The sequence below is a fragment of the Saccharopolyspora hordei genome (assembly GCF_013410345.1).
Taxonomy (GTDB): Bacteria; Actinomycetota; Actinomycetes; order Mycobacteriales; family Pseudonocardiaceae; genus Saccharopolyspora; species Saccharopolyspora hordei.
Window position 1 is genome coordinate 2,642,649 of sequence record NZ_JACCFJ010000001.1, and the last position, 24,283, is coordinate 2,666,931.

The 24,283-nt window shown below is 74.2% G+C and carries 21 protein-coding genes; 12 read left to right on the forward strand and 9 right to left on the reverse strand.

Annotated features, from left to right (window positions below; translation table 11 throughout):
• The first annotated feature begins 1 nt into the window (after position 1).
• From tatC to HNR68_RS12425, 5 genes are all read left to right on the forward strand, one after another.
• Positions 2–955 carry a twin-arginine translocase subunit TatC gene (tatC, locus tag HNR68_RS12405; RefSeq protein ID WP_343050095.1) on the forward strand — a complete coding sequence of 318 codons (954 nt, stop codon included), beginning with the start codon at positions 2–4 and terminating at the stop codon, positions 953–955.
• A gap of 73 nt (positions 956–1,028) precedes the next feature.
• Positions 1,029–1,907, forward strand: coding sequence for a YegS/Rv2252/BmrU family lipid kinase (locus HNR68_RS12410; RefSeq protein ID WP_179720605.1), 879 nt, complete (start codon positions 1,029–1,031; stop codon positions 1,905–1,907).
• A gap of 113 nt (positions 1,908–2,020) precedes the next feature.
• Positions 2,021–4,810, forward strand: a complete 2,790-nt coding sequence (locus HNR68_RS12415; protein WP_179720607.1) for a DEAD/DEAH box helicase — start codon at positions 2,021–2,023, stop codon at positions 4,808–4,810.
• Between the two features lie 115 nt (positions 4,811–4,925).
• Complete coding sequence (locus HNR68_RS12420; RefSeq protein WP_179720609.1) at positions 4,926–5,474, forward strand: DUF4333 domain-containing protein; 549 nt, start codon at positions 4,926–4,928, stop codon at positions 5,472–5,474.
• Between the two features lie 46 nt (positions 5,475–5,520).
• Positions 5,521–6,705: a GNAT family N-acetyltransferase gene (locus HNR68_RS12425; RefSeq protein ID WP_179720611.1), complete on the forward strand. Its 1,185-nt coding sequence runs from the start codon at positions 5,521–5,523 to the stop codon at positions 6,703–6,705.
• Between the two features lie 193 nt (positions 6,706–6,898).
• Here HNR68_RS12425 and scpC read toward each other — a convergent pair whose 3' ends face one another.
• The 3 genes from scpC to HNR68_RS12440 form a co-directional block, all read right to left on the reverse strand.
• Positions 6,899–8,425, reverse strand: a complete 1,527-nt coding sequence (scpC, locus tag HNR68_RS12430) for a succinyl-CoA:acetate CoA-transferase ScpC (RefSeq protein WP_179720613.1) — start codon at positions 8,423–8,425, stop codon at positions 6,899–6,901.
• Between the two features lie 365 nt (positions 8,426–8,790).
• Positions 8,791–9,573 carry an IclR family transcriptional regulator domain-containing protein gene (locus tag HNR68_RS12435; protein ID WP_179720615.1) on the reverse strand — a complete coding sequence of 261 codons (783 nt, stop codon included), beginning with the start codon at positions 9,571–9,573 and terminating at the stop codon, positions 8,791–8,793.
• Positions 9,574–9,661: 88 nt separating this feature from the next.
• Positions 9,662–10,594, reverse strand: coding sequence for a 5'-3' exonuclease (locus HNR68_RS12440; RefSeq protein ID WP_343050098.1), 933 nt, complete (start codon positions 10,592–10,594; stop codon positions 9,662–9,664).
• A 485-nt stretch (positions 10,595–11,079) separates the two neighbouring features.
• Here HNR68_RS12440 and HNR68_RS12445 point away from each other — a divergent pair, with 485 nt between their 5' ends.
• Together HNR68_RS12445 and HNR68_RS12450 are read left to right on the forward strand one after the other, a co-directional pair.
• Complete coding sequence (locus HNR68_RS12445; RefSeq protein WP_179720617.1) at positions 11,080–12,222, forward strand: M24 family metallopeptidase; 1,143 nt, start codon at positions 11,080–11,082, stop codon at positions 12,220–12,222.
• A 26-nt stretch (positions 12,223–12,248) separates the two neighbouring features.
• Positions 12,249–12,689 (forward strand): Lrp/AsnC family transcriptional regulator, encoded by a 441-nt coding sequence (locus HNR68_RS12450; RefSeq protein WP_179724973.1) that lies wholly within the window; start codon positions 12,249–12,251, stop codon positions 12,687–12,689.
• 23 nt (positions 12,690–12,712) lie between these two features.
• Here HNR68_RS12450 and HNR68_RS12455 read toward each other — a convergent pair whose 3' ends face one another.
• Positions 12,713–13,780: a GDSL-type esterase/lipase family protein gene (locus tag HNR68_RS12455; RefSeq protein WP_179720619.1), complete on the reverse strand. Its 1,068-nt coding sequence runs from the start codon at positions 13,778–13,780 to the stop codon at positions 12,713–12,715.
• Between the two features lie 119 nt (positions 13,781–13,899).
• Here HNR68_RS12455 and HNR68_RS12460 point away from each other — a divergent pair, with 119 nt between their 5' ends.
• The 3 genes from HNR68_RS12460 (at position 13,900) to hrpB (ending at position 18,661) form a co-directional block, all read left to right on the forward strand.
• A complete protein-coding gene (locus HNR68_RS12460; protein ID WP_179720621.1) occupies positions 13,900–14,415 on the forward strand; it encodes an FxsA family protein in 516 nt (171 codons plus the stop codon).
• A 166-nt stretch (positions 14,416–14,581) separates the two neighbouring features.
• The gene (locus HNR68_RS12465) at positions 14,582–16,201 is read left to right on the forward strand and encodes an amidohydrolase (RefSeq protein ID WP_179720623.1); all 1,620 of its coding nucleotides are present in this window, start codon (positions 14,582–14,584) and stop codon (positions 16,199–16,201) included.
• 45 nt (positions 16,202–16,246) lie between these two features.
• A complete protein-coding gene (gene hrpB, locus HNR68_RS12470; protein ID WP_246330439.1) occupies positions 16,247–18,661 on the forward strand; it encodes an ATP-dependent helicase HrpB in 2,415 nt (804 codons plus the stop codon).
• Between the two features lie 141 nt (positions 18,662–18,802).
• Here the strand turns inward: hrpB and HNR68_RS12475 are convergent, their stop codons facing one another.
• The 3 genes from HNR68_RS12475 to HNR68_RS27600 form a co-directional block, all read right to left on the reverse strand.
• Entirely contained in the window at positions 18,803–19,411 is a 609-nt protein-coding gene (locus HNR68_RS12475; protein ID WP_179720625.1) for a DsbA family protein, read from the reverse strand.
• Positions 19,408–20,190, reverse strand: coding sequence for an amino acid permease (locus HNR68_RS12480; protein ID WP_343050099.1), 783 nt, complete (start codon positions 20,188–20,190; stop codon positions 19,408–19,410). The genes HNR68_RS12475 and HNR68_RS12480 overlap by 4 nt, the downstream gene beginning before the upstream one ends.
• A gap of 70 nt (positions 20,191–20,260) precedes the next feature.
• Positions 20,261–20,323, reverse strand: coding sequence for a putative leader peptide (locus HNR68_RS27600; RefSeq protein WP_380573537.1), 63 nt, complete (start codon positions 20,321–20,323; stop codon positions 20,261–20,263).
• A 313-nt stretch (positions 20,324–20,636) separates the two neighbouring features.
• On the opposite strand from HNR68_RS27600, the gene HNR68_RS12485 reads away from it, so the two are divergent.
• Positions 20,637–20,960 (forward strand): hypothetical protein, encoded by a 324-nt coding sequence (locus HNR68_RS12485; protein ID WP_218888279.1) that lies wholly within the window; start codon positions 20,637–20,639, stop codon positions 20,958–20,960.
• Here HNR68_RS12485 and HNR68_RS12490 read toward each other — a convergent pair.
• Positions 20,923–21,297, reverse strand: a complete 375-nt coding sequence (locus HNR68_RS12490) for a DUF779 domain-containing protein (protein ID WP_179720629.1) — start codon at positions 21,295–21,297, stop codon at positions 20,923–20,925. The genes HNR68_RS12485 and HNR68_RS12490 overlap by 38 nt on opposite strands.
• Positions 21,297–22,820 carry an acetaldehyde dehydrogenase ExaC gene (exaC, locus tag HNR68_RS12495; RefSeq protein WP_179720631.1) on the reverse strand — a complete coding sequence of 508 codons (1,524 nt, stop codon included), beginning with the start codon at positions 22,818–22,820 and terminating at the stop codon, positions 21,297–21,299. The genes HNR68_RS12490 and exaC overlap by 1 nt, the downstream gene beginning before the upstream one ends.
• 170 nt (positions 22,821–22,990) lie before the next feature.
• Between exaC and HNR68_RS12500 the strand changes: the two genes are divergently transcribed.
• Positions 22,991–24,199: a helix-turn-helix domain-containing protein gene (locus HNR68_RS12500; RefSeq protein WP_179720633.1), complete on the forward strand. Its 1,209-nt coding sequence runs from the start codon at positions 22,991–22,993 to the stop codon at positions 24,197–24,199.
• Positions 24,200–24,283 lie beyond the last annotated feature (84 nt).

A 24,283-nucleotide genomic window follows, 5' to 3' on the forward strand; every position in this document is an offset into this window, starting at 1 on the left:
GGTGGGTAGTCCACTGCGTCGCCTGAACCCGTTCCGCAAGGACCGCCGCCGGTGGGGCCGCAGGCACAACCCGGACGGCACCATGACGCTCGTCGACCACCTCTACGAGCTGCGGTACCGGTTGGGCGTGGCCTTGGCGGCCGTGGTCGTCGGCGCGATCTTCGGGATCTGGTGGTTCTCCAACTCGGCATTCGGGTTGCCCACGCTCAGCGACATCCTGATCGAGCCGTACTGCCAGCTGCCGCAGACCCAGCGGCTGGCGCCGAACGGCACGTGCCAGCTGCTGCAGACCGAGCCGTTCGAGATCTTCATGCTGACCCTGAAGGTCGGCGTCGCGGTCGGCGCGGTGGTGTTCAGCCCGGTGTGGCTGTACCAGCTGTGGGCGTTCATCACCCCGGGTCTGTACGACCGGGAACGCAAGTTCGCGAAGGTGTTCGTCGCCTGCGCGTCGGTGCTGTTCCTCGGCGGTGCGGTGTTGGCGTACTACATCCTGCCGGTGGCGCTGTCGTTCATGTCCGGCTTCGGCGGGGACGCGTTCTTCACCGCGCTCACCGGTGGCAAGTACATCAGCTTCATGCTCCTGCTGCTGGTGATCTTCGGCGTCAGCTTCGAGCTGCCGCTGGTCCTGGTGATGCTCAACTTCGCGGGGATCGTCAGCTACCAGCGGCTCAAAGGCTGGTGGCGGGGCATCGTGTTCGCGCTGTTCGTGTTCGCCGCGATCGCCACGCCGGGGCAGGACCCGTTCTCGATGCTCGCGCTGGCCGCCGCGCTGTGCGTGCTGTTCTCCATCGCGATGGTGATCTGCCGGGCCAACGACAAGCGCAGGCACCGCAAGCTCGCCGCGCAGGGGCTCACCGAGGTCGGCCTGGACGAGCCGTCGCAGATCGACACCCGGCCCTCCGAGCTGGACCTGGAGACCTCGCACGTCCCGAAGCAGCACGACGACGTCACGTGATCGCCCCGCGCGGTGAGTGCGCCGTGCGGGGGCACTGGCCAAGGCGGGGTCGCGTGGGCGAGGATCATGCCTCGTGCGCTGCGTCCTGTTGATCAACCCCGCTGCTGGTGGCTCGCTCTCCGCGCAGGTGGTCCGTGAGGTCGTCGGCCACCTCCGGGCCGCGTGCGACGTCCGGACGGTGCTCGCCGCCGACGCCGGGAGTGCCGCGGCAGCGGCCAAGCGTGCCGTGGCCGACGGTGCGGACGTGCTCGCCGTGGTCGGCGGCGACGGCATCGCGCACCTCGCGGTGCAGGCCTGCGCGGAGTCCAGCACGGCGCTCGCGCTCGTCCCGGCCGGCACCGGCAACGACCTGGCGCGGGGGCTCGGCGTGCCGCTCGACCCCGTCGCCGCCGCGCGGGCCGCTGCCCGGGCGATGCTGGCGGGGGCGCAGCAGCGCATCGACCTCGGCAAGGCCGCGGGCGCGGGCTGGTTCGCCACCGTGCTCTGCGCGGGCTTCGACTCCCGGGTCAACGCGCGGGCGAACCGCATGCGCTGGCCGCGCGGGCAGCGCCGCTACGACCTGGCGGTGGTCCGCGAGCTGCTCGGGCTGCACGCGATGCCGCTGCGGGTGGAGACCGAGTTCGGCGTCGTGGAGCTGGACGCGACGCTGGTCGCGGTGGGCAACACGGCCTGCTACGGCGGCGGCATCCCGATCTGCCCGGACGCGGACGTCCAGGACGGCCTGCTGGAGGTGACGGTGGTCGGCGAGGTGTCCCGCCGCGACTTCATCGGGATCCTGCCGACGCTGCGCTCCGGCAGGCACGTCGACCACCCCGCGGTGACCACGCTGCGGGCCCGGAAGGTCCGGCTGGGCGGCGACAACGGCTGGCTGGCCCACGCCGACGGCGAACCGCAGGCGCGCCTGCCGCTGACGGTCCGCTGCGCGCCGGGTGCGCTGGCCGTCGTGCGCTGACGTCGCCGCTGGTGGGACGGGCGTCACGCGGCGACCCCGGGTGTGACGAGGTCAGCACGGCCGGTGCGGGCTCGGCTGCGACGGCGGTCGGTGGGATGTGAAAACCTTGGGGTGTGGCTGTGAGCCGTTCCAACCCCACCGACCTGTCCCCGGCCGAGTCCTTCGCCAGGCACTCCCGCCGGAGCGCCCACCCGAAGCTGGCCGACTTCGCCGGGCAGCTGTCCTTCGAGCTCGACCCCTTCCAGCGCACCGCGTGCCAGGCGCTGGAGGCCGGGCGGGGCGTGCTGGTGTGCGCGCCCACCGGCGCGGGCAAGACCGTGGTCGGCGAGTTCGCCGTGCACCTGGCGCTGCAGGAGGGGCGCAAGTGCTTCTACACCACGCCGATCAAGGCGCTGTCGAACCAGAAGTACGCCGACCTGTGCGAGCGGCACGGTAGCGGCGCGGTCGGGTTGCTGACCGGCGACACCTCGATCAACGGCGACGCGCAGGTGGTGGTGATGACCACCGAGGTGCTGCGCAACATGCTCTACGCCGGGTCCAGCAGCCTGGACCAGCTCGGCTACGTGGTGATGGACGAGGTGCACTACCTCGCCGACCGGTTCCGCGGCGCGGTGTGGGAGGAGGTGATCCTGCACCTGCCGGAGCACGTGCAGGTCGCGAGCCTGTCGGCGACGGTGAGCAACGCCGAGGAGTTCGGCGAGTGGCTGCAGGAGGTGCGCGGCGACACCACCGTCGTGGTCGACGAGCACCGGCCGGTGCCGCTGTGGCAGCACATGCTGGTCGGGCCGCGGATGTTCGACCTGTTCGGCGGGGAGACCGCCGACCGCGAGCTGAAGATGAACCCGAACCTGCTGCGGCACACCCAGCAGCTGGCCCGCGTGCACCTGCCCCACGGCGGACGCCGCGGCGGCCCCAACGGCAAGCGCAAGGGGCCGCGCCCGCCCCGGTTCACCCCGCCCTCGCGCGTGGAGGTGCTCACCGGGCTGGACGCCGCCGGGCTGCTGCCGGCGATCGTGTTCATCTTCAGCCGCAACGGCTGCGACCAGGCGGTGTCCCAGTGCGTGCGCAGCGGGCTGCGGTTGACCACCGACGCCGAGGTGGCCGAGATCCGCGAGGTGATCGACGAGCACACCGCGAACCTGCCGGACAGCGACCTGTCGGTGCTGGGCTTCTGGGAGTGGCGGGAGGCGCTGGAGCGCGGGCTGGCCGCGCACCACGCCGGGCTGCTGCCGGCGTTCAAGGAGACCGTCGAGGAGCTGTTCGTGCGCGGTCTGGTCAAGGCCGTGTTCGCCACCGAGACGCTGGCGCTGGGCATCAACATGCCCGCCCGCACGGTGGTGCTGGAACGGCTGGTGAAGTTCAACGGCGAGTCCCACGTCGACCTCAGCCCCGGCGAGTACACCCAGCTCACCGGCCGGGCGGGTCGGCGCGGCATCGACGTCGAGGGCCACGCGGTGGTCGTCTGGCAGCCCGGCGTGGACCCCAAGCAGGTCGCCGGCCTGGCCTCCACCCGCACCTACCCGCTGCGCTCCTCGTTCCGGCCCGGCTACAACATGGCCGTCAACCTGGTGCAGCGCGTCGGCAAGGACGCGGCGCGGGACCTGCTGGAGCAGTCCTTCGCGCAGTTCCAGGCCGACCGGTCGGTGGTGGGGCTCTCGCGGCGGGTGGAGCGCAACACCGAGGCGCTCAGCGGTTACGCCGAGGCGATGCACTGCCACCTGGGCGACTTCGAGGAGTACTTCCAGCTGCGGCGCCGGATCTCGGAGCGGGAGAAGCAGCTGGCCCGGCAGAACCGGCAGTCGCGGCGCGCGGAGGCGGCCAAGTCGCTGGAGAAGCTGCGCAAGGGCGACGTCATCTCGGTGACCGCCGGGCGCCGCTCGGGGCTGGCGGTGGTCATCGACCCGGGGCTGGAGCCGATGGGCGAGCCGCGGCCGCTGGTGGTCACCGAGGACCGGTGGTCCGGGCGGCTGTCGGTGGCCGACTTCTCCTCCCCGGTGGAGCCGCTGGGCAAGCTGAAGCTGCCCAAGCACGTCGACACCCGGTCCCCGAAGTCCCGCCGGGACCTGGCGTCGACGCTGCGCAACACCGGGCTGTCGCCCTCCGGTGGGCGCGGGCGCGGCAAGCGGCGCTCGGACGCCGCCGACGACGCGGAGCTGGCGGCGCTGCGGCGCGCGATGAAGGCGCACCCCTGCCACGGGTGCGACGAGCGGGAGAGCCACGCGCGCTGGGCCGAGCGCTACGAGCGGCTGCGCGGGGAGAACGAGAACCTGCGCCGCAAGGTCTCCGCCACCACGCACTCGCTGGCCCGTGCCTTCGACCGGATCGTGGCGCTGCTCACCGAGCGCGGCTACCTGCCCGCGGAGGCGGGGGAGGACGGCCAGGGCCAGGTCACCCAGCACGGGCGGCGGTTGTCCCGGCTCTACAGCGAGTCCGACCTGCTGGCCGCGGAGTGCCTGCGGGTCGGCACCTGGCGCGGGCTCGGCCCGCCCGAGCTGGCCGCGGTGGTGTCGTCGCTGGTGTACGAGTCGCGGCGGGAGGGCCTGCCCCCGCAGGTGCCGTCCGGGCCGGTGAGCGACGCCCTGGAGGCGACCTGGCAGCTGTGGGCGGAGCTGGAGGACGACGAGCGGCGGCACAAGCTCGACCGCACCCGCGAGCCCGACCCGGGCTTCGCCTGGCCGGTGTTCCGCTGGGCGCGCGGGGAGTCGCTGGAGAAGGTGCTGACCGCGGCCGAGACCAGCGGGCACGAGCTGTCGGCGGGCGACTTCGTGCGCTGGTGCCGCCAGGTCGTCGACCTGCTGGACCAGATCCGCGAGGTGGTCGGGGCGTCCGACCCGGTGGGCGCGGCCGCGGCGAAGGCGGTCACCGCGATCCGGCGTGGCGTGGTCGCGGCCGGCGCGGTCTGAGCCCCTGCCGCGCTGCGGCCGATCGGTCGGACCTGGGGGGAACGGGCGGCCGCTCGGCCGGACGGTTGTGGTTGGATCTTCCCGCGATGCCGTGATCCGTCGTCCGGAGGTGCAGATGTCGTCCCCCTACGGGCCGCCGGCCGGGGGCTTTCCCCACTGGGGACAGCAGCCACCGCCCCCGAACACCGGGATGCCGCCGAGCGGACCGGGCTTCCCGCCGCAGGCCGGGTTCACCCCGCAGCCACCGCCGCCGCAGTACGGCCACGCCCCGCAGCACCAGCCCGCGTACCCGCCGCCGAGCGCGCCGGTCCCGCCGCAGGGCGGCTTCGGCCCGCCCCTGCGGAAGAAGCGCCGGGTGCTGCCGTGGCTGCTCGGCGGCGCGGGCGTCGTCGTGGTCGCCGCGGTGCTGGTGCTGGGCTTCGTGGCGCCGGGCTGGTTCGTGCGGACGGTGTTCGACGCGAGCAGCGTCGAGAAGGGCGTGGAGCAGACGCTCAAGGGCTCCTACCGGCTGTCCGGGGTCGGTCCGGTGGTCTGCCCCAGCGGGCAGCCGGTGGAGGTCGGCAGCCACTTCGACTGCCAGGTGCGGATCGGCGGGGAGACCAAGACCGTCACGGTGACGGTCAAGACCGACGAGGGCGTCTACGAGGTCGGGCACCCCGGCTGACGGGAAACCGGTCGCCAGGACCGCCGTCGACCGGCAGGATCGCGCTGTGATCGATGTGCGCGCACTCGCCGAGGCCGAGTTCCGGGACTCCGTGGACCTGTTCCGACGGGCGCTGCTGCGCAGGCCGCCCACCGACGAGGAGTGGGCGCGCCGTCGCGGCATGCTCGAGCCCGGGCGGGTGCTGGGGGCCTTCGACGGTGGTGAGCTGGTCGGCACCGCCCGGGCCGCGAGCAACCGGCTGGCGGTGCCCGGCGGACGGGTGCCCGCCGGCGCGGTGACCGCGGTCGGGGTCCGCGCGGACCACACCCGGCGCGGCGTGCTCCGCGCGCTCGTGCGGGCCCAGTTCGAGGACGTGCGGCAGCGCGGCGAGCCGGTGGCGATGCTGCACGCCACGGAGGCGGTGATCTACGAGCGGTTCGGCTACGGCGTGGCCACCCGGCACCGGCGGGTCGAGCTCGAGCGCGCACGGGCGGTGTTCCGCGACGACGCGCCGCGCGGCGGGCGGGTGCGGGTGCTGACCCGGGAGGCGGCCGACCTGCTGCTGCCGGAGGTCTACGAGCGGTGCGCGCCCGACCGGCCGGGGCGGATCGAGCGGGCCCGGCCGTGGTGGTCGGGCACGTGGGGGTTCCTCGGCGAGGACGTCCTGGTGGCGGTGCACACCGGCGCGGACGGGGTGGACGACGGGTTCGCCGTGTACGAGCCCAAGCACGGCGAGCGCGGCACCGCGCTGGAGGTCCACGACCTCACCGGCGCCGACGCCACCGCGGTGGCCCAGCTGTGGCGGTTCCTGCTGGGCGTGGACCTGGTCGACCGGGTGGTGGCGCACGAGCGGCCGCTGGACGAGCCGCTGGAGTGGTGGCTGGCCGACCGCCGCCAGTGCCGGGTCACCGAGGTCGCCGACGACCTGTGGGTGCGGCTGGTGGACGTGCTCGCCGCGCTGCGGGCGCGCTCCTACGGCGCGGCGGACCCGGTGGTGGTCGAGGTGCGCGACGCGGTCCTGCCGGACAACGCGGGCTGCTACCGCATCGGCCCGGACGGGGTCGAGCGCTCGTCGGCCGCGCCGCAGCTGGGCTTGGACGTGGCGGCGCTCGCCGCCCTGTACCTGGGCGACCAGCCGGTGTCGACGCTGGTCGCGGCGGGACGCGTCGAGGTGCGCGACCCGGCGGCGGTGGCCGCGGCGGACCGGTTGTTCGGCACCGCCGTGACCCCGTGGTGCGGCACCGGGTTCTGACCGCTCGGGCTCCGCGGCTGAGCTGTTCCGCCAGCAGGGCCACCACGGCACCGGGGCGACCGGGCCGGCGCGGTCCACAGTGGAAGGTCTGGTGGCGCGCTGGTCCGGCTCCGGAGCGGTGCGCGACCTCCGCCGCCGCGCACCGCTCGCCGGTCGAGGCCTTCCGCGCCCGCGGCCCGGTGGGCCGGGAGCGCTACCCGACCTGGCCGTCGGCGCGCATCGTGCCCTGGTCGATGTAGCGCTGGTGCCAGGACAGGGCCTCGGTGAGCAGGTGCGGGGTGTGCAGGCCGAACGACGACTGCAGCGCGCGGTCGTAGTAGTCCTGCAGCGCGGGGCGGAAGTCCGGGTGGGCGCAGTGGGCGATGATCTTCTCGGCGCGCTTGCGGGGCGACAGCCCGCGCAGGTCCGCCAGGCCCTGTTCGGTCACGACGACGTCGACGTCGTGCTCGGTGTGGTCGACGTGCGAGACCATCGGCACGATCGTCGAGATCGCGCCGCCCTTGGCGGTCGAAGGCGTGACGAAGATCGACACGTAGGCGTTGCGCGCGAAGTCGCCCGAGCCGCCGATGCCGTTCTGGATGCGGCTGCCCATCAGGTGCGTGGAGTTGATGTTGCCGTAGATGTCGGCCTCCACGATGCCGTTCATGGCCAGGCAGCCCAGCCGGCGCACGACCTCGGGGTGGTTGCTGATCTCCTGCGGGCGCAGCAGGATCCGGTCCTTGTAGGACTCCGCGTCCCGGTTGAACCGGTCGATCGCCGAGGGGCTGAGCGAGAACGCCGTGGCGGAGGCGGTCCGCAACGTGCCGGACTCGATCAGCTCCAGCATGCCGTCCTGGATGACCTCGGTGTAGGCGGACAGCCCGTCGAACGGCCCGGAGCCGAGCCCGGCCAGGACGGCGTTGGCCACGTTGCCCACTCCGGACTGCAGCGGGAGCAGTTCCCGGGTCAGCCGCCCGGAGCGCACCTCCATCTCCAGGAAGTCCAGCACGTGCCCGGCGATCCGCTCCGAGGTGGCGTCCGGGGGCGTGAAGACCGAGTTGCGGTCCGGTGATTCGGTCTCCACGACCGCGATCACCTTCTCCAGCGGGCACTCCAGGTAGGGCGTGCCGATCCGGTCGGTCGGACGGCAGATCGGGATCGGCACCCGGTGCGGCGGCAGCGCGGTGCCGTAGTAGATGTCGTGCATGCCCTCCAGGTGCTCGCTCTGCCACGAGTTGACCTCGAGGATGACCCGGTCGGCCTGCTCCAGCCAGGTCTTGTTGTTGCCCACGGAGGAGGACGGGACGAGGCGACCGTCCTCGGTGATGCCGCTGACCTCGACGACGGCGACGTCGAGCTCGCCGAACGCGCCCTGCCACACGCGCTGCGCGACGTGCGAGAGGTGGATGTCGGTGTAGTCCATCCGACCGTCGTTGATCTTCCCGCGGGTCACCGGGTCGGACTGGTAGGGCAGCCGCAGGTCGATGCCCTCCACGTCGGCGAGAGCCCCGTCCAGCTCCGGCGCGGTGGAGGCGCCGGTCCACAGGCCGAACTTCATCGGCTCGCCGCGCAGGCGCGCCTCGGCGACCCGCTTCGCCAGCGCCCCCGGCACCTCCTTGGGGTAGCCGGCGCCGGTGAACCCGCTCATGCCCACGTTGGCGCCCGGCTCGATCAGCTCAACGGCTTCGGCGGCCTCGACGACTTTCTCCGCGAACCGCCGGTTCCGAATCCTGCTGGTCATCTCCGCCCTCCATGGGGAACCCGCCGCTCTCCGTTCGGGTTTGACGCGAAATGTGACGGGGATCGTAGGCACGGAACCGGCGTGGAACGGCTGTGATGCACGACACGAGCGCCGGTGTCCGGCGTGGACGCGCGGGGCTCGCGGCGCCGCCGACCGCCCGCTGAAGTGGGAGAACGTCTGTCGTGGACGGAACCGCCGACAGGTTGCGTCGAGGTTTCCCGCGGATCAACGGCCGTTCGCCCGGCGACACCGGCGGTCGCCGGGCGAACGCCGGCGGCCCGACGGGGTCGTGAGTGCGCAAGCCGGTTCCAGCCGGTCTGCACACTCACGACCACTGGTTCGGGCGACACCGGATCACCGGTGGGTCACCGCTGGTGGCCACCCGCGGGTTTCATCCGGAAGTCGGCCTCGATGCGGGACGCGGTCGTCACCAGCAGCGGCACGATCTCCCGCCGCACGGCCTCCGCGGAGGCCTGGTGCGCGTCCAGGGAGACGTTGACCGCGGCGATCACCTTCCCGTCCGCGTCGCGGACCGGCGCGGCGACGCCCCGCAGCCCCTCCTCCAGCTCGTTGTCCGAGATCGCGAACCCCTGCTTGCGGATCTCGGCGAGGTCGGCGAGCAGGCCCTCGCGGGTGGTGACGGTGTGCGGCGTGAACCGCTTCAGCTCCGCCGAGCGCAGCCGCGCCTCCAGCAGCTCCGGCGGCATCGCGGCCAGCAGGACCTTGCCCATCGAGGTGGCGTGCGCCGGGAAGCGGGTGCCGACCGGGATCGCCACCGACAGCAGCTTCGGGCTGGGGACCTGCGCCACGTAGCAGATCTCGTCACCGTCCAGCACGGCCAGCGCGGTCATCTCCCGCAGCTGCTTGGTGAGCCGCCGCAGGTGCGGTTCGGCGATCTGCGGCAGCGACCGGCTCGACAGGTAGGCGTGGCCGAACTCCAGCACCTGCGGCGTCAGCGCGAAGCGCCGGTCGTCGTGCCGCACGTAGCCGAGGTGGACGAGGGTGTGCAGGATGCGCCGCGCCCCGGCCCGGTCCAGGCCGCTGGCCCGGGCGACCTCGGTCAGCGTCATCTCCGGCTGCTCCGGCGAGAACGCGCGCAGCACGGCCAGCGTGCGCTCGACCGAGCGCAGGACCTCGCCGTCCGCCATCTCGCCTCCCTCGCCGACCCGCGGGTGCCTCCGAGGGTAGTGCGCGGCCCGGAGCGCGCTGTGCACACCGGACGGGGCTGGGCGTGCCTCAGGCGTCCAGGGCCGCGATGAGCCGGTCGATGCTGGCGCCCAACCCCCACGCCCGCTGGAGCTCGCGCAGCCGGTCGACGTCCACTTCGGACCGCGGCAGCGCGTCGGCGCGGTCGACGACCACGGGTGCGTCGCGCGCCACGCGGACCACCGACGGTGCCGCGGCGAGGTACTCCGCGGCGTCGGTGAGCTTGCCGCGCAGGCGCGGCGTCAGGCCCGGCGCACCGCTCTCGACGGCCGCCAGCAGCGCCTCCAGCGAGCCGAACTGGGTGATCAGCTTCGCGGCCGTCTTCTCGCCGATGCCCGCCACCCCGGGCAGGCCGTCCGACGGGTCGCCGCGCAGCACCGCCATGTCGGCGTAGTCGTCCCCGGCCCGGTCCGCCGACAGCGCGTACTTCGCGGCCAGCTCCGCGGGGCCGTAGTCCTGCGCCTTGGCCAGCCCTGCGCCGATGTAGATCACCCGCACCGGGGTGGGTTCGGTGCGCACCAGCTGGAACAGGTCGCGGTCGCCGGTGACGACCTCCACCGCGTCGCGGTCCTCGCGGTCGGCCAGCGCGCCGATGACGTCATCGGCCTCGTAGCCCTCGGCCTCCGCGGTGGCCACGGCCGCCGCGTCGAGCACCTCGAGGATCACCGGCACCTGCGGCGACAGCGCGTCCGGGACCTCCTCGGCCTCCGGGTCCTCCTCGGCGACGCGGTGCGCCTTGTAGGACGGCAGCGCGTCGACCCGGAACTGCGGGCGCCAGTCGTTGTCCAGGCAGGCGACCAGCCGGGCGGGGCGGCGGTCGGTGATCAGCTTGGCGAGCATGTCGCAGAACCCGCGCACCGCGTTCACCGGCGTGCCGTCCGGGGCGGTCAGCGAGTCGGGCAGGGCGTAGAACGAGCGGAACCACAACCCCGCCGAGTCGACGAGCACGAGAGGACCAGTCACCGTCCCAGCTTGTCACGCCTCGACGACACCCCACCTCCCGCCTCGGCACGTCCCACGCGGCCCGGTCGAGGTGTCCGCGCAACGTCCCACCGCAGCTGGCCGCGCGGGTGAGGCCCGGTCCTGACCAGCGCCGTCGCGTCCGCGCGCCCCGCTCGGCGCCCGCCGCGACTTCCCTCGGGAACGCACGTCCGGTCCGGAGTCGCGTCCCCCGGAGCGCCATGCCCAACCCGGAGCGGAGTGCCCGCCGGGCGGGAAGCCCGGTGCGTGAGCGCGAGGGCGTGCCGCCGACGTCCGATCGAGTGACTTGGTGTGGAGTGAAGGGCACCTTCCGCCAAACAGGGTCGGCGGGAGACGGCCTTCACCTCTCAGCCGACCGGGTGGGGTGCGGGGGCGTTGGGACGGGGGAGAGGACCGGGCGGTGGGGGAGGACGGCGACTGGACCTTCTGGGCGGCGGGGCTTCACCGCGGCATTAGGCTGAGGAGCTATGGCCACCGACTCCGTCAAGCAGGATCCGTCCGTGCTCGCCGCCCGCCTGAACCGGGCGGCCGACACCGCGGCCGCGTCCGACCTCGACGCGCTGCTGATCTCTCCCGGTTCCGACCTGCGCTACCTCCTGGGCGCCGGCGGGGAGTCGCACGAGCGGCTGACCTGCCTGGTGCTGCCCGCCGATGGCCCGCCGACGCTGGTGCTGCCGAAGCTGGAGGAGCTCGGCTTCGCCGACGTCCCGCTGGCCGAGCTCGGCATCGAGGTCGTCACCTGGGTCGACGGCCAGGACCCGCACGCCATCGTGGCCGACCTGGCCGGCCGCGGTGGCGAGCCGCGTCGGCTGGCGGTGGCCGACGCGATGCCCGCGCTGCACGTCCTGCCGCTGCGCGCCGCGCTGCCCGACACCGAGCAGGTGCTCGCGGGCCGCGTGCTGCGGGAGCTGCGGATGCGCAAGGACGCCGCCGAGATCGCGGCGCTGCGCAAGGCCGGTGCCGCCATCGACCGGGTGCACGCCCGGATGGCCGAGTTCCTCAAGCCGGGCCGCACCGAGGCCGAGGTCGGCGCCGACATCACCGCGGCGATCCTCGAGGAGGGCCACACCGAGGCGGCGTTCGTCATCGTCGGCTCCGGCCCCAACGGCGCCAGCCCGCACCACGACGTGTCGGACCGGGTGATCGAGCGCGGCGACGTGGTCGTGGTCGACATCGGCGGCCCGGTCCCGGAGGGCTACAACTCCGACTGCACCCGCACCTACGTGGTCGGCGAACCCGCGCAGGCCGACGTCCGCGAGACCTACGCGGTGCTGGAGGCCGCGCAGCGCGCCGCGGTGCAGGCCGTGCGGCCCGGCGCGACCGCCGAGTCCATCGACGCCGCCGCCCGCGAGCCGATCGCCGCCGCCGGGTTCGGCGAGTTCTTCGTGCACCGCACCGGGCACGGCATCGGGCTCGACGTGCACGAGGAGCCCTACATCGTCGGGGGCAACGCGATCGAGCTGGAGCCGGGCATGGCCTTCAGCGTCGAGCCGGGCATCTACCAGCCGGGCAAGTGGGGTGCGCGGATCGAGGACATCGTCATCGTCACCGAGGACGGGGTGGAGAGCGTGAACAACCAGCCGCACGAGTTGGTGGTGCTGCCGGCGTGAGCGAGCGGTCCACCACTCCGACGGTCCTGGAAGCCACCGACCGGGCCATCCTGCGCGAGCTGGCCCGCGACGGCCGGTGCAGCTTCACCGATCTCGCCGAGCGCGTCGGGCTGAGCGTGTCCGCCGTGCACCAGCGGGTGCGGCGGCTGGAGCAGCGCGGCGCGCTGCAGGGCTACACGGCCAAGGTGGACGGCGACCAGATCGGGTTGCCGCTCACCGCCTTCATCTCGCTGACCCCGATCGACCCGGCGGCGCCGGACGACTACCCGCAGCGGCTGGAGCACCTGCCGCAGATCGAGTCGTGCTACTCGGTCGCCGGCGACGAGTCCTACATCCTCCAGGTGCGGGTGGAGTCCCCGCTCGGCCTGGAGGAGCTGCTCCGGCAGATCCGGGAAGCGGCGAAGGTGTCCACCCGCACCACGGTCGTGCTGTCCACGCCGTTCGAGCACCGGCCCCCGGCGATCTGACGGCCAACGGGCCCCGGGGCCGGTCAGGGCGTGGCCAGGTGTTCGGGGACCGGGCGCAGGCCGCCGCGCCCGTCGGGCAGGCACACCGCCGCGCGCTCGGTGCCGGCGAGGAAGTCGCTCAGGCAGCGGCCCAGCTGGCGGTGACCGGTGGCGTTGGCGTGGTAGGACTCCTGCATCGCGTGCGCGGCGCGCCGCTCGTCCTGCAGGCTCGGCCAGTCCACCGACAGGCGGGTGAACCACTCGCCGTCGCCGGTCTTCGGGTCCCCGGTGCAGGCCTCGTGGCCCACGCCCGCGCGGGAGAGGTCGAGGAACCGGGCGCCGACCTGCCGCGCGACCTCGTGCAGCCCGGACGCCAGCTGCGGCACCCCGGTGTCGCGGATCCACTGCAGGTCGCCGGTCAGGAACGGGCACCCGGACAGGTTCTGCAGCTCCGGCCGGACGCCGGGGCCGACCGGCGAGGCGTAGGACTGCACGACCAGCGAGTAGCTGCTCGGCGTGTACCCGGCGGAGTCCATCGCGGCCCGGACGTCCTCGAGCGCGTCGCGGACCTTCGGCTTCATCCGCTCGATCCGCTTCGGCCACTCGGTGCGCAGCGGCCCGGCGCACCCGTCCGCGGCGCGGCGCACCCACGCCTCGACGCACTGGTTGACCACGTCGGTGAAGCCGATGTCGTCGTTGGCGCCGACCTGCACCACGACGTCGGTGATGCGGAACCGCTTCGCCAGCTCGGCCAGCTGCGCGGACTGCGAGCCCTCGGGGTGGCCGGGCACCGGGTCGGCGCCGACGACGTCCGCACCGGCCCCCGAGCAGGCGAGGTTGATGCGGGTGACGCCGGGCGGCAGCCGCAGCTGGTTGACCGGCGCGTTGCTGGAGCGGTGGCACCAGTTGCCGCGTTCGCCGTTGGTGCCGGCGACGTAGTCACCGCCGCCCTCCCCGGACAGCGTGCTGTCGCCCATGGTGACCACGGCGGAGGGGAGCTGCTTCGGCTGCAGCGGGAGACCCGGCAGGTACTGGTCGCTGACCAGCAGCGCGAGCGCCAGGACCGCGCTGACGGCCATGACGACGAGTGATCTCCAGCTGTGCGCCCGCATCGCGAAGATTCTATGGGGCCTGCGGGGGAGGGCCTTCATCACCTCGGCCCGCTGCGGGAGCATTTGTCGGACTCGGTTCGTTGTACCCGGTGACTGCTGTCGACAGGAGGGCCCCCGCCGTGCCGATCTTCGTTGTGATCCTGCTCGCCGTGGCGGCCGAGATCGCCGTGCTGGTCGCTCTCGGCCAGGCGATCGGGGTGCTGCCCACCCTCGGTCTGCTGGTGGCCGCTGCGGTGCTGGGCGGCTGGCTGCTGCGCCGCGAGGGCCGGCGCACGCTGGGCGAGCTGCGGGAGGCCGCCCGGTCCCAGCGGTCGCCGGACCGGGAGATCTCCGACGGCGTGCTCATCGCCGCCGCGGGCCTGCTGATCATCCTGCCCGGGCTGATCAGCGACGTGGCGGGCCTGCTGCTGCTCGTCCCGCCGATCAGGTCGGCGCTGCGCGGGCGGATGCTGCGCGCGGCCGAGCGGCGCTCCCAGCAGGTGCAGGACCAGCTGTGGCTGCACACCCAGCGGGCCTACCGGCGGCGCGGTGCCACCGCCCCGGGCGGGGACGTGATCGACGGAGAGGTGGTCTCGGTCACCGAGGAGGACGCAGACGTCCCGGACGGCGAGCCGAAGTCGTTGCCGCCGCAGTGATCTGCGCAGGCAGGACGCTCGGACGAGCAGTCGCGCGGCTGATCGGGTCGGCGGTCCGCTCGGGGTTCCGCGGTGGCGGGTAAGCTCGCCCGAACCAGCCCACCCACCGGCGCCGCGCGTCGGTCACCATCGCAGCGAGAACCCGAGACGGGGAAGCACGAAGTACATGTCCGAGACCACGTTGTTGCTCGGCGGGCGCATCTACTCGCCTGCCGACGCCGCCGCCACGGCGATGGCCGTGACCGAGGGCACCATCTCCTGGCTCGGCTCCGACGAGGTCGGCCGCGCGCTGCACCCCGACGCCGAGGTCATCGACCTGGAAGGGGCGTTCGTCACCCCGGCGTTCGTCGACGCGCACGTGCACGCGACCTCCACCGGCCTGCTGCTCAACGGACTGGACCTGACCGGCTGCGCGTCGCTGACGGAGTTCCTGCACGCGCTGCGCGACCACGTGGCCGAGTACCCGGGCGCGCTGGTGTGGGGGCACGGGTGGGACGAGACCTGGTGGCCGGAACGCCGTCCGCCCACGCGCGAGGAGATCGACACCGCGGCCGGCGGCGCCCCGGTGTACCTGTCCCGGATCGACGTGCACTCCGCGCTGGTGTCCACCACGCTGGTGGACCGCGCGCCGCTGGCGCGGGGCGCGGAGGGCTGGAGCGACTCCGGCCCGCTGACCCGCGTGGCGCACCACCACGTGCGCCGGGCCGCGCGCGAGAGCCTCGGCTCTGGGCAGCGCAAGGAGGCCCAGCTGGCGTTCCTGCGGCACGCCGCCGCGCAGGGCGTGGCCTGCGTGCACGAGTGCGGTGGGCCGGACATCTCCGGCGCCGACGACCTGACCGACCTGCTGTCGCTGTCGGCGCAGGGCGGGGTCCCCGAGGTCGTCGGCTACTGGGGCGAGCTGGGCGCGGTGGACCGCGCCGCGGAGCTCGGGGTGCGCGGCCTGGCGGGCGACCTCTTCGTCGACGGCGCGGTCGGCTCGCGCACCGCGGCGCTGCGCGAGCCCTACGCGGACGACTCGAGCACCTCCGGCGTGCTCTACCTCGACGCGAACGCGGTGGCCGAGCACCTCGTCGAGTGCACCCGGGCCGGGTTGCAGGCCGGGTTCCACGTCATCGGCGACGCCGGGGTCGCCGAGGTCTGCGCCGGGTTCCGCAAGGCGGCCGAGGTGGTCGGCATCCCGGCGCTGGCCAGCCTGCGCCACCGGCTGGAGCACCTGGAGATGGTCGACGAGCAGCAGGCCGCCGAGCTGGGCCGCTACGGCGTGGTGGCGTCGGTGCAGCCGGCGTTCGACGCTGCCTGGGGCGGCTCCTCGGCGATGTACGCGCGCCGCCTGGGCGTGCCGCGCGGCACCCTGCTCAACCCGTTCTCCAAGCTGGCCGCCAGCGGCGCCCTGCTGGCCTTCGGCTCGGACGCCCCGGTGACGCCGGTGGACCCGTGGCGGGCCGTGCAGGCCGCCGTGCACCACCGCACCGAGGGCTTCGGCATCTCGCCGCGCGCCGCGTTCACCGCGCACACCCGCGGCGGGTGGCGGGCCGCCGGCGTGGACGACGGCGTGACCGGCACCCTCGTGCCCGGCGCTCCCGCGACCTACGCGGTGTGGGACGCCGGTGAGCTGGTGGTGGCCGCACCGGACTCGCGGGTGCAGCGCTGGTCGACCGACCCGCGCTCGGGCGTCCCGCCGCTGCCGGACCTCTCGCCGCAGGCCCCGATGCCGCGCTGCCTGCGCACCGTCCTGCGCGGCGAGACGATCTACACCCACGTCCCGGAGGACGACGAGATCGTCTGAGCACCCGGGCGCCCCTCGGGGCGCGGGGCAGGAGGGGACAGGCTGTTGCTGGACCGGGAACTTCCCGATCTGCCGGTGCGCGCGGTGCTCGACGACGTCACCGGCGCGCTGGCCGAGCACGGCACCGCGGTGCTGGTGGCCCCGCCCGGCACGGGCAAGACCACGCTGGTCCCGCTCGCGCTGGCCGCGCAGGGGCTGCGGGTCGTGGTCGCCGAGCCGCGGCGGCTGGCCGCGCGGGCCGCGGCGCAGCGCATGGCGACGTTGCTCGGTGAGGACGTGGGGCAGCGCGTGGGCTACGCGGTGCGCGGCGACCGCCGCCGGAGCGCGCGCACGGTGGTCGAGGTGGTGACCTCCGGGCTGCTCGTGCGGCGGTTGCAGGGCGATCCCGAGCTGTCCGGTGTGGACGTGGTGGTGCTCGACGAGTGCCACGAGCGCCACCTGGACGCCGACCTGCTGCTGGCCCTGCTGCTCGACGCGCGTGCGGGGCTGCGCCCGGACCTGCGGTTGCTGGCGACGTCGGCGACGGTCGCCGCCGGGCGCGTCGCTGAGCTGCTCGGGGACGCGCCGGTGCTGGAGGCGCACGCGCGCACGCACCCGGTGCGCACCGCGCACGTGCCGCCGAACCGCGGGGAGCGGATCGAGGCCTGCGTCGCGCGGGCCGTGGGCACGGCGCTGGCGGAGCAGGACGGTGACGTGCTGGCCTTCCTGCCCGGTGCCGCGGAGATCCGCCGGGTCGCCGGGTACCTCGACGGGTCCGATGTGGACGTGCTGCCGCTGCACGGGCGGTTGCCGCGCGGGCAGCAGGACGCCGCGCTGCGCGTGGGTGACCGGCGCCGGGTGGTGCTGGCGACGGCGGTCGCCGAGTCGAGCCTGACGGTGCCGGGCGTGCGCGCGGTGGTGGACTCCGGCTTGGCCCGGGTGTCCAGGGTGGACACCCGGCGCGGGCTGTCCGGCCTGGCCACCGTGCGGGTCTCGGCGGCGGTCGCCGACCAGCGCGCCGGTCGCGCCGGGCGGCAGGGACCCGGTGTGGTCTACCGCTGCTGGCCGGAGCACGAGCACAGCACGCTCCCGGCCCACCTGGAGCCGGAGATCCGCACCGCGGACCTGACCCGGCTGGCGCTGGAGTTGGCGTGCTGGGGCACGCCGGACGGTGCGGCGCTGGAGTGGTGGGACGCGCCGCCGGCCGGTGCGCTGGCCGCCGGCCGGGAGGTGCTGCGCGGCCTCGGCGCCCTGGACGCGTCCGGGGCGGTGACCGAGCGCGGGCGCCGGATGGCCGGGCTCGGCCTGCACCCGAGGCTGGCCCGCGCGCTGCTCGACGGCGCCGAGCGGGCGGGGACCGGCGTCGCCGCCGAGGTCGTCGCGCTGCTCGACGACGACGCGCTGGCCGGCGAGGTCGACGTGGACAGCGCGCTGGCGAGGCTGCGGCGCGGCGGGCCGGGCAGCGAGCGGTGGCGCCGCGAGGTCCGCCGGCTCCGCTCGCTGGTGCCGGAGCACCGCGGGAACGGTGACGCGGCGCTGGTCGTCGCGCTCGCGCAGCCGGAGCGCCTGGCGCGGCGCCGGGACGCCGAGTCGGCGGTCTACCTGATGGCGTCCGGGACGGCCGTGCAGCTGCCCGCCGGTGCCGGCGTGCGCGGGGCGGAGTGGCTCGCGGTCGCCGTCGCCGACCGGTCGCCGGGCAGCGCCCACGGCACCGTCCGGCTGGCCGCGCCCGCGGACGAGGAGCTGGCCCGCGACGCCGCGCCCGCCCTGGTCACCACCGCCGACGAGGTGGGCTGGGTGGACGGCGACGTGCGGGCGGTCCGCGTCGAGCGGCTCGGTGCGATCACGCTGGCGGAGCGGCCGATCCGCGACCCCGATCCCGCCGCGGTGCGCCGCGCGCTGCTGGAGGGGCTGCGCACCGAGGGCCTGGAGCTGCTGGACTGGAGCGACGGGGCGCGGCGGCTGCGGCAGCGCCTGGCGTTCCTGCACGCCACCCTGGGCGATCCGTGGCCCGCGGTCGACGACGCGTCGCTGCTGTCCGCGGTGGACACCTGGCTGGAGCCGGAGCTGAGCGCCGCCCGCCGCCGCGCGGACCTGCGGATCCCGGCGGCGACGGCGTTGCGGCGCCTGGTGCCGTGGTCGGTGGCCGGGCGCCTGGACGAGCTGGCGCCGGAGCGCGTCGAGGTGCCCTCCGGTTCGCGGATCCAGGTCGACTACACCGACCATCCGGTCCTGCCGGTGAAGCTGCAGGAGGTGTTCGGCTGGTCGGAGGCCCCGCGCATCGCCGACGGCCGGGTCCCGCTGGTGCTGCACCTGCTGTCCCCGGCCGGGCGTCCGGCCGCGGTGACCTCGGACCTGCGGTCCTTCTGGGCCAACGGGTACCACCAGGTGCGCGCGGAACTGCGTGGGCGCTACCCGAAGCACCCGTGGCCGGAGGACCCCACCACGGCCACCCCCACCCGCCGCACCAAGCGCTCCTGACCCGGCGACGGACCCCGGCGCACCGACACCGGCGGACGAGGTCCCTGCGTCGTGCGCGGGGTCCACGCAACTCCCACGGGGACCAGACGTCCGACTCCCGGGAGAGGCGTCCCGCCGAGTGCCGGAGTCGTGGGCGGGAGCTCAGCGGGGGATGGAGGTGTGCTTGAACTCGTTGAGCTCGGGCCAGCCGGTGAGCAGGTCCACCACCCGCTCCACCGCCGTGATCGACTTCTGCGGGTCCGCCCCCGCCGGAGCCCGGTCCATCAGGCGCACGAAGACCGCCTGGTCACCGGCGATGAAGGTCGGCACGCCCCAGACGTCGTGCGAGGCGACGTACTGCTCGTGCTCCGCGCGCACCTGCTCCAGCGCGGCACCGCTGTCGATGCGTTCGAACACCGCGTCGGCGGGCACGTCGTGGGCGCTGAGCACCCGCTCCACCACCGACCGGTCCTCCAGGTGCAGGCCCTCGTCGTGGCGGGCGGCGAACAGCGCCCGGTGCACGGCCGGGAACTGCTCCGGGTACTCGTCGCGGACCACGACACCCGCCTGCAGCGCGGTGATCCCGCTGTCCTGCCCGGGCTGGTCCCAGACGCTCGGCTGTCCCTCCTCGACGTGTGCCTGGCCGAGCGAGAACGGCAGGAAGCCGACCTGCCAGTCGGCGCCTGCGGCCAGGCCGGTGAGCACGTGCTCGTGCGCGTTGCGCGCGAACGGGCACCGGTAGTCCCAGGTGATCGCGAACGTGGACGTCATGGCCGGTCAGCACCTCCGATCGGTGGGGCGGGCGTCGGTGCCCGTCGCCTGCGGACCTCGTAGCCGGCGAGCACCACCGCCAGGGTGACCAAGCTGAGCCAGAACTGCGACCGGGTGTCCGGCAGGACCGCCATCGCGGCGATCACCACGACCACCAGTGCGATGGTCAGGTAGCTCAGCCAGGGGAAGAACCACATCGTCAGCGGCAGCTGCGCGGGGTCGGCCTGCCGCCGCAACCGCACCTGCGAGACCGCGATGATGACGTACACGAACAGCGCCACCGCGCCGCAGGAGTTCACCAGGAACGCGAAGACCAGGTCGGGGGAGACGTAGGCGGCGAACACCGACAGGTACCCGACGACGGTCCCGGCCAGCAGCGCGCGGCGCGGCACACCGCTGCGGCTGAGCTTGGTGAGCCCGCTCGGCGCACCACCCCGCCGGGTCAGCGCGAACAGCATCCGCGACGAGGTGTGGAGCGCGGAGTTCAGGCGGGACAGCACGGCGGTCAGCACGAGGGCGTTCATGATCGTCGCGGCACCGGGGACGTGCAGCGCCCGCAGCGCGGCGGTGTACGGGCTCACCTCGACCTCCGGGGAGTCCCACGGCACCAGCGTGACCACGACCAGCACCGAGAGCACGGAGAAGGCGACCACGCGCAGGACGATCGAGCGCATCGCCCTCGCCACCGCGCGGCGCGGTTCGGTCGACTCCGCGGCGGCGATGGTGACGATCTCCGCCCCGACGACGAAGCCGACGCAGGGCACCACCGCGACCAGCATGCCCCGACGCCGCGCGGGGCGAAGCCGCCGTGGGCGGTGAGGCCGCCCAGCCCGCCCGGTGTCGCGGGCCTCAGGGGCGACACGCCGCGCTGGTGACCCGGCAGGTGTCGACGTGCCGGCGCGCCACCAGCAGCTGATCTCAGGACCACGGCGGCGGGTGCTGCGCGGCGGCAGGCCCGCCGTGGGGTCGTCCCAGCGCCGGGCCGGGTGTCGGTGCGGCCGCGAGCTCCGGCGGCAGCGCCCCGTCCGCTGCCGGCCGATCGGTTCGATGGACTACCCGGTGTTCACTTGCTCTGGATAACAGCTGGTGAGAGCGCACGTGGAGCCGTGTGACACCGCTAGCTCCCAGTCACTTGGTCGTTGACCTCGGGAGCTGGTCGCCGCTACCGTGCCGGTCGGGAGCGGTGTCGTCGATGCCGCGCGTTCGAGACTCGGGAGTGGTGCGGATGGTGGTGCGAGCGCAGCGGCCCGCTCCGCGGACCCGGCGGCCGGTCGACGCGGCCCCGGAGTCGCTGACCTGCGCGTTGGCGGCCACGGTCCTGGAGGAGACCTACCGCTACCTGGACGAGACCTACGCGGTGCTCGGGCTGGCCCGCTGGAACCAGCCACCGGCCGAAGCGCTCCAGCAGGCCCGCACCCTCGAACCGCGCGAGGACGACGCCCCGGAGCGCGCGCCGAGCGGCACGGCCGAGCGCGGTGGGCGCGCAGCGGCGCCGCGCGCCCACGACCGGCTCAGCCGTCGCCCAGCGCCGCCCACTCCTCGTCGGTGAGCAGGCGGGACCGGATGAGGAACCGGACGCCGTCGGGCGCCTCCAGCGAGAACCCGCTGCCCCGGCCGGGCACCAGGTCGATCGTGAGGTGGGTGTGCTTCCAGTACTCGAACTGCGCGCGCGACATCCACACCGGGACGGGCTCGTCGACGCCGTCCACCACCAGGTCACCCAGGTGCACGTCGGCCGCGCCGGTGCGGAACTCGCCCGCCGGGTAGCACATCGGCGCGCTGCCGTCGCAGCAGCCACCGGACTGGTGGAACATGACCGGCCCGTGCCGCGCCCGGAGGCGGCGGACCTGCGCCGCCGCCTCCGGGGTGACGTCCACTCGGCCCATCAGAAGAACCCCTGGGCGTTCTCCGAGTAGCTGACCAGGAGGTTCTTGGTCTGCTGGTAGTGCTCCAGCATCATCTTGTGGGTCTCGCGGCCGATGCCGGACTGCTTGTAGCCGCCGAAGGCCGCGTGCGCCGGGTAGGCGTGGTAGTTGTTCACCCACACCCGGCCCGCCTGGATGTCGCGCCCGGCGCGGTAGGCGGTGTTGCCGTCGCGGGACCACACCCCGGCGCCGAGGCCGTAGAGCGTGTCGTTGGCGATCTTCATCGCGTCGTCGTAGTCCTGGAACCGCGTGACGGACACGACCGGGCCGAAGATCTCCTCCTGGAAGATCCGCTGCTCGTTGCGCCCCTCGAAGATGGTCGGCGCGACGTAGTAGCCGCCGGCCAGCTCGCCCTCCAGCTCGACCCGGTGGCCACCGGTGCGCACCGTCGCGCCCTCGGCCTTGCCGATGTCGATGTAGGACAGGATCTTCTCCAGCTGGTCGTTGCTGGCCTGCGCGCCGATCTGGGTCTCGGTGTCCAGCGGGTGGCCCTGCTTGACCTGCTCGGTGCGCGCCACCGCCTCGGCGAGGAAGTCCTCGTAGATGTCGTCCTGCACCAGCGCCCGCGACGGGCAGGTGCACACCTCGCCCTGGTTGAGCGCGAACATGGTGAAGCCCTCGAGCGCCTTGTCGTAGAAGGCGTCCCGCTCCGCGGCGACGTCGGCGAAGAAGATGTTCGGGCTCTTGCCGCCGAGCTCCAGCGTGACCGGGATGATGTTCTCGCTGGCGTACTGCAGGATCAGCCGACCGGTCGTGGTCTCGCCGGTGAAGGCCACCTTGCGCACCCGCGGGCTGGCGGCCAGCGGCTTGCCCGCTTCCACGCCGAAGCCGTTGACCACGTTGACCACCCCGGCGGGCAGCAGGTCGGCGATCAGGTCCAGCAGCACGTGGATCGACGCCGGGGTCTGCTCGGCGGGCTTGAGCACCACCGCGTTGCCGGCGGCCAGCGCGGGCGCCAGCTTCCAGGTCGCCATCAGCAGCGGGAAGTTCCACGGGATGATCTGGCCGACCACGCCGAGCGGTTCGTGGAAGTGGTAGGCGACGGTGTTGTCGTCGATCTGCGAGATCGCGCCCTCCTGGGCGCGCAGCGCACCGGCGAAGTACCGGAAGTGGTCGATGGCCAGCGGGATGTCGGCGGCCAGCGTCTCGCGGATCGGCTTGCCGTTGTCCCAGCTCTCCGCGACCGCCAGCCGCTCCAGGTTCTGCTCCATCCGGTCGGCGATGCGCAGCAGGGTGGACGCCCGCTCGGCGGGCGACGTGCGGCCCCACGCCGGCGCGGCGCCTTCGGCGGCGTCCAGGGCGCGTTCGACGTCCGCCGCGGTGCCGCGGGCGACCTCGGTGAAGTCCTGGCCGGTGACCGGGGTCGGGTTGGTGAAGTACTCGCCCCCGGCCGGGGCGACGTGCTCGCCGCCGATGAAGTGGTCGTAGCGGGAGCGGAACTCCACCACCGAGCCCGGCGTCCCCGGGGCTGCGTACCGTGCCATCTGTGCCTCCTCCTCGCGGCCGGTGTCGCCGCACGAAGTGATCGCGTGGCCGCGAAGCTAGGCACCGCGACGTTGCACCGGCGTTGCGCCGAGCGCGGTGGTTCCGGGGACGGCTTCGGAGCCTTATCGTGGTGTGGCTCACGTGGTTCGCGTAGATCCGGGGAGCGGCGATGCGGCCCGAGCACCTCGACGCAGCGGTGCCCGAACCAGCGGACCAGCGGCGCTACACCCGCGCGCTGGCCTCGGCCCGGGAGGCCGTGCTCGCTGGTCAGCGCCCCCGCGTGCCGGTGCGGTCGCCGATCATCGACTCCTGGCGGCGGGTGCGTCGGCACGGGCTCGACCCGGACCGGGGCCGGGACGTCGAGCCGGTGTCGCTGACCGAGGTGGAGTGGCGCCGCCAGCGGTGCGGTCTGGCCGGCGACCCGTGGCGGACGCTGCGCACCGGTCTGCTGCCCGCCGCCGACAGCGCCGGGCACATCGTGGTCGTGGTCGACCGTGACGGCCGGCTGCTGTGGCGGGAGGGCAACCGCGCGGTGCTGCGGCGCGCGGACCGGCTCGGGTTCGTCGAGGGCGCCAGCTGGGGCGAGCGCTCGGTCGGGACCAACGCGATCGGCACCGCGCTCGTCGAGGGCCGCCCGCTGCACGTCCACGCCACCGAGCACTACGTGGGCACCCACCACCCCTGGACCTGTGCCGCCGCGCCCGTCCACGACCCCCGCGACGGCCGGCTGCTCGGCGTGGTCGACGTCAGCGGCCCGCGCGAGACCGTGCACCCGAGCATGCTCGCGCTGGTCAGCGCCGTGGCGGCGATGGCGGAGGCGCGGTTGCGCGAGGCCCACCGCGACCAGCTGGACCGGCTGCGGGCCATCGCCGCTCCGCTGCTGGCGCGCATCCCCGGGCAGGCGCTCGTCGTGGACCGCAACGGCTGGGTCGCCGCGTCGACCGGTCTGCCGCCCATCGACCGGGTCGCGCTGCCCGCGCAGCTGGACGCGCAGCGGGTGTGGGTGCCGGCGTTCGGCGACTGCGTGCTGGAGCCCCTGCCGGAAGGGGTGCTGCTGCGCCCGGGCGGGCTGCAGCGCGCCGCGTCCGCGCGGGTGGTGCTCGACCTGCGGGGACCGCGGCCGCAGCTGACCGTCCACCGCGACTCGGGCAGCTGGTCCTACCGGCTCAGCGCGCGGCACGCCGACGTGCTCGCCCACCTCGCCGACCACCCCGAGGGGTGCAGCGCCGCGGACCTCGCCGGGCACCTGTTCGCCGACCCGGCGCGCACCGTCACGGTCCGGGCCGAGATGTCCCGGCTGCGCAAGCGCTTCGGCGACCTGCTCGACCGCCGCCCGTACCGGTTCCGCCCCGAGCTCGACGTCGCGGTGCTGCGCTGACTGCTCCGTTGGTCAGGGACCGGACTCCTGGCGTCTGGTCCCCACTGGAGGTGGACGTCCGATCCCCGTGGGAATCGCGGCAAG

Excerpts from the sequence above, each read along its gene's own strand:
- HNR68_RS12420 (WP_179720609.1), top strand. The coding sequence starts at position 4,926 with ATGTCGTCCCCCTACGGGCCGCCGGCCGGGGGCTTTCCCCACTGGGGA.
- scpC (WP_179720613.1), bottom strand. The coding sequence starts at position 8,425 with ATGACCAGCAGGATTCGGAACCGGCGGTTCGCGGAGAAAGTCGTCGAG.
- HNR68_RS12435 (WP_179720615.1), bottom strand. The coding sequence starts at position 9,573 with ATGGCGGACGGCGAGGTCCTGCGCTCGGTCGAGCGCACGCTGGCCGTG.
- HNR68_RS12445 (WP_179720617.1), top strand. The coding sequence starts at position 11,080 with ATGGCCACCGACTCCGTCAAGCAGGATCCGTCCGTGCTCGCCGCCCGC.
- HNR68_RS12455 (WP_179720619.1), bottom strand. The coding sequence starts at position 13,780 with ATGCGGGCGCACAGCTGGAGATCACTCGTCGTCATGGCCGTCAGCGCG.
- HNR68_RS12465 (WP_179720623.1), top strand. The coding sequence starts at position 14,582 with ATGTCCGAGACCACGTTGTTGCTCGGCGGGCGCATCTACTCGCCTGCC.
- HNR68_RS12475 (WP_179720625.1), bottom strand. The coding sequence starts at position 19,411 with ATGACGTCCACGTTCGCGATCACCTGGGACTACCGGTGCCCGTTCGCG.
- HNR68_RS12480 (WP_343050099.1), bottom strand. The coding sequence starts at position 20,190 with ATGCTGGTCGCGGTGGTGCCCTGCGTCGGCTTCGTCGTCGGGGCGGAG.
- HNR68_RS12485 (WP_218888279.1), top strand. The coding sequence starts at position 20,637 with ATGGTGGTGCGAGCGCAGCGGCCCGCTCCGCGGACCCGGCGGCCGGTC.
- HNR68_RS12490 (WP_179720629.1), bottom strand. The coding sequence starts at position 21,297 with ATGGGCCGAGTGGACGTCACCCCGGAGGCGGCGGCGCAGGTCCGCCGC.
- exaC (WP_179720631.1), bottom strand. The coding sequence starts at position 22,820 with ATGGCACGGTACGCAGCCCCGGGGACGCCGGGCTCGGTGGTGGAGTTC.
- HNR68_RS12500 (WP_179720633.1), top strand. The coding sequence starts at position 22,991 with ATGCGGCCCGAGCACCTCGACGCAGCGGTGCCCGAACCAGCGGACCAG.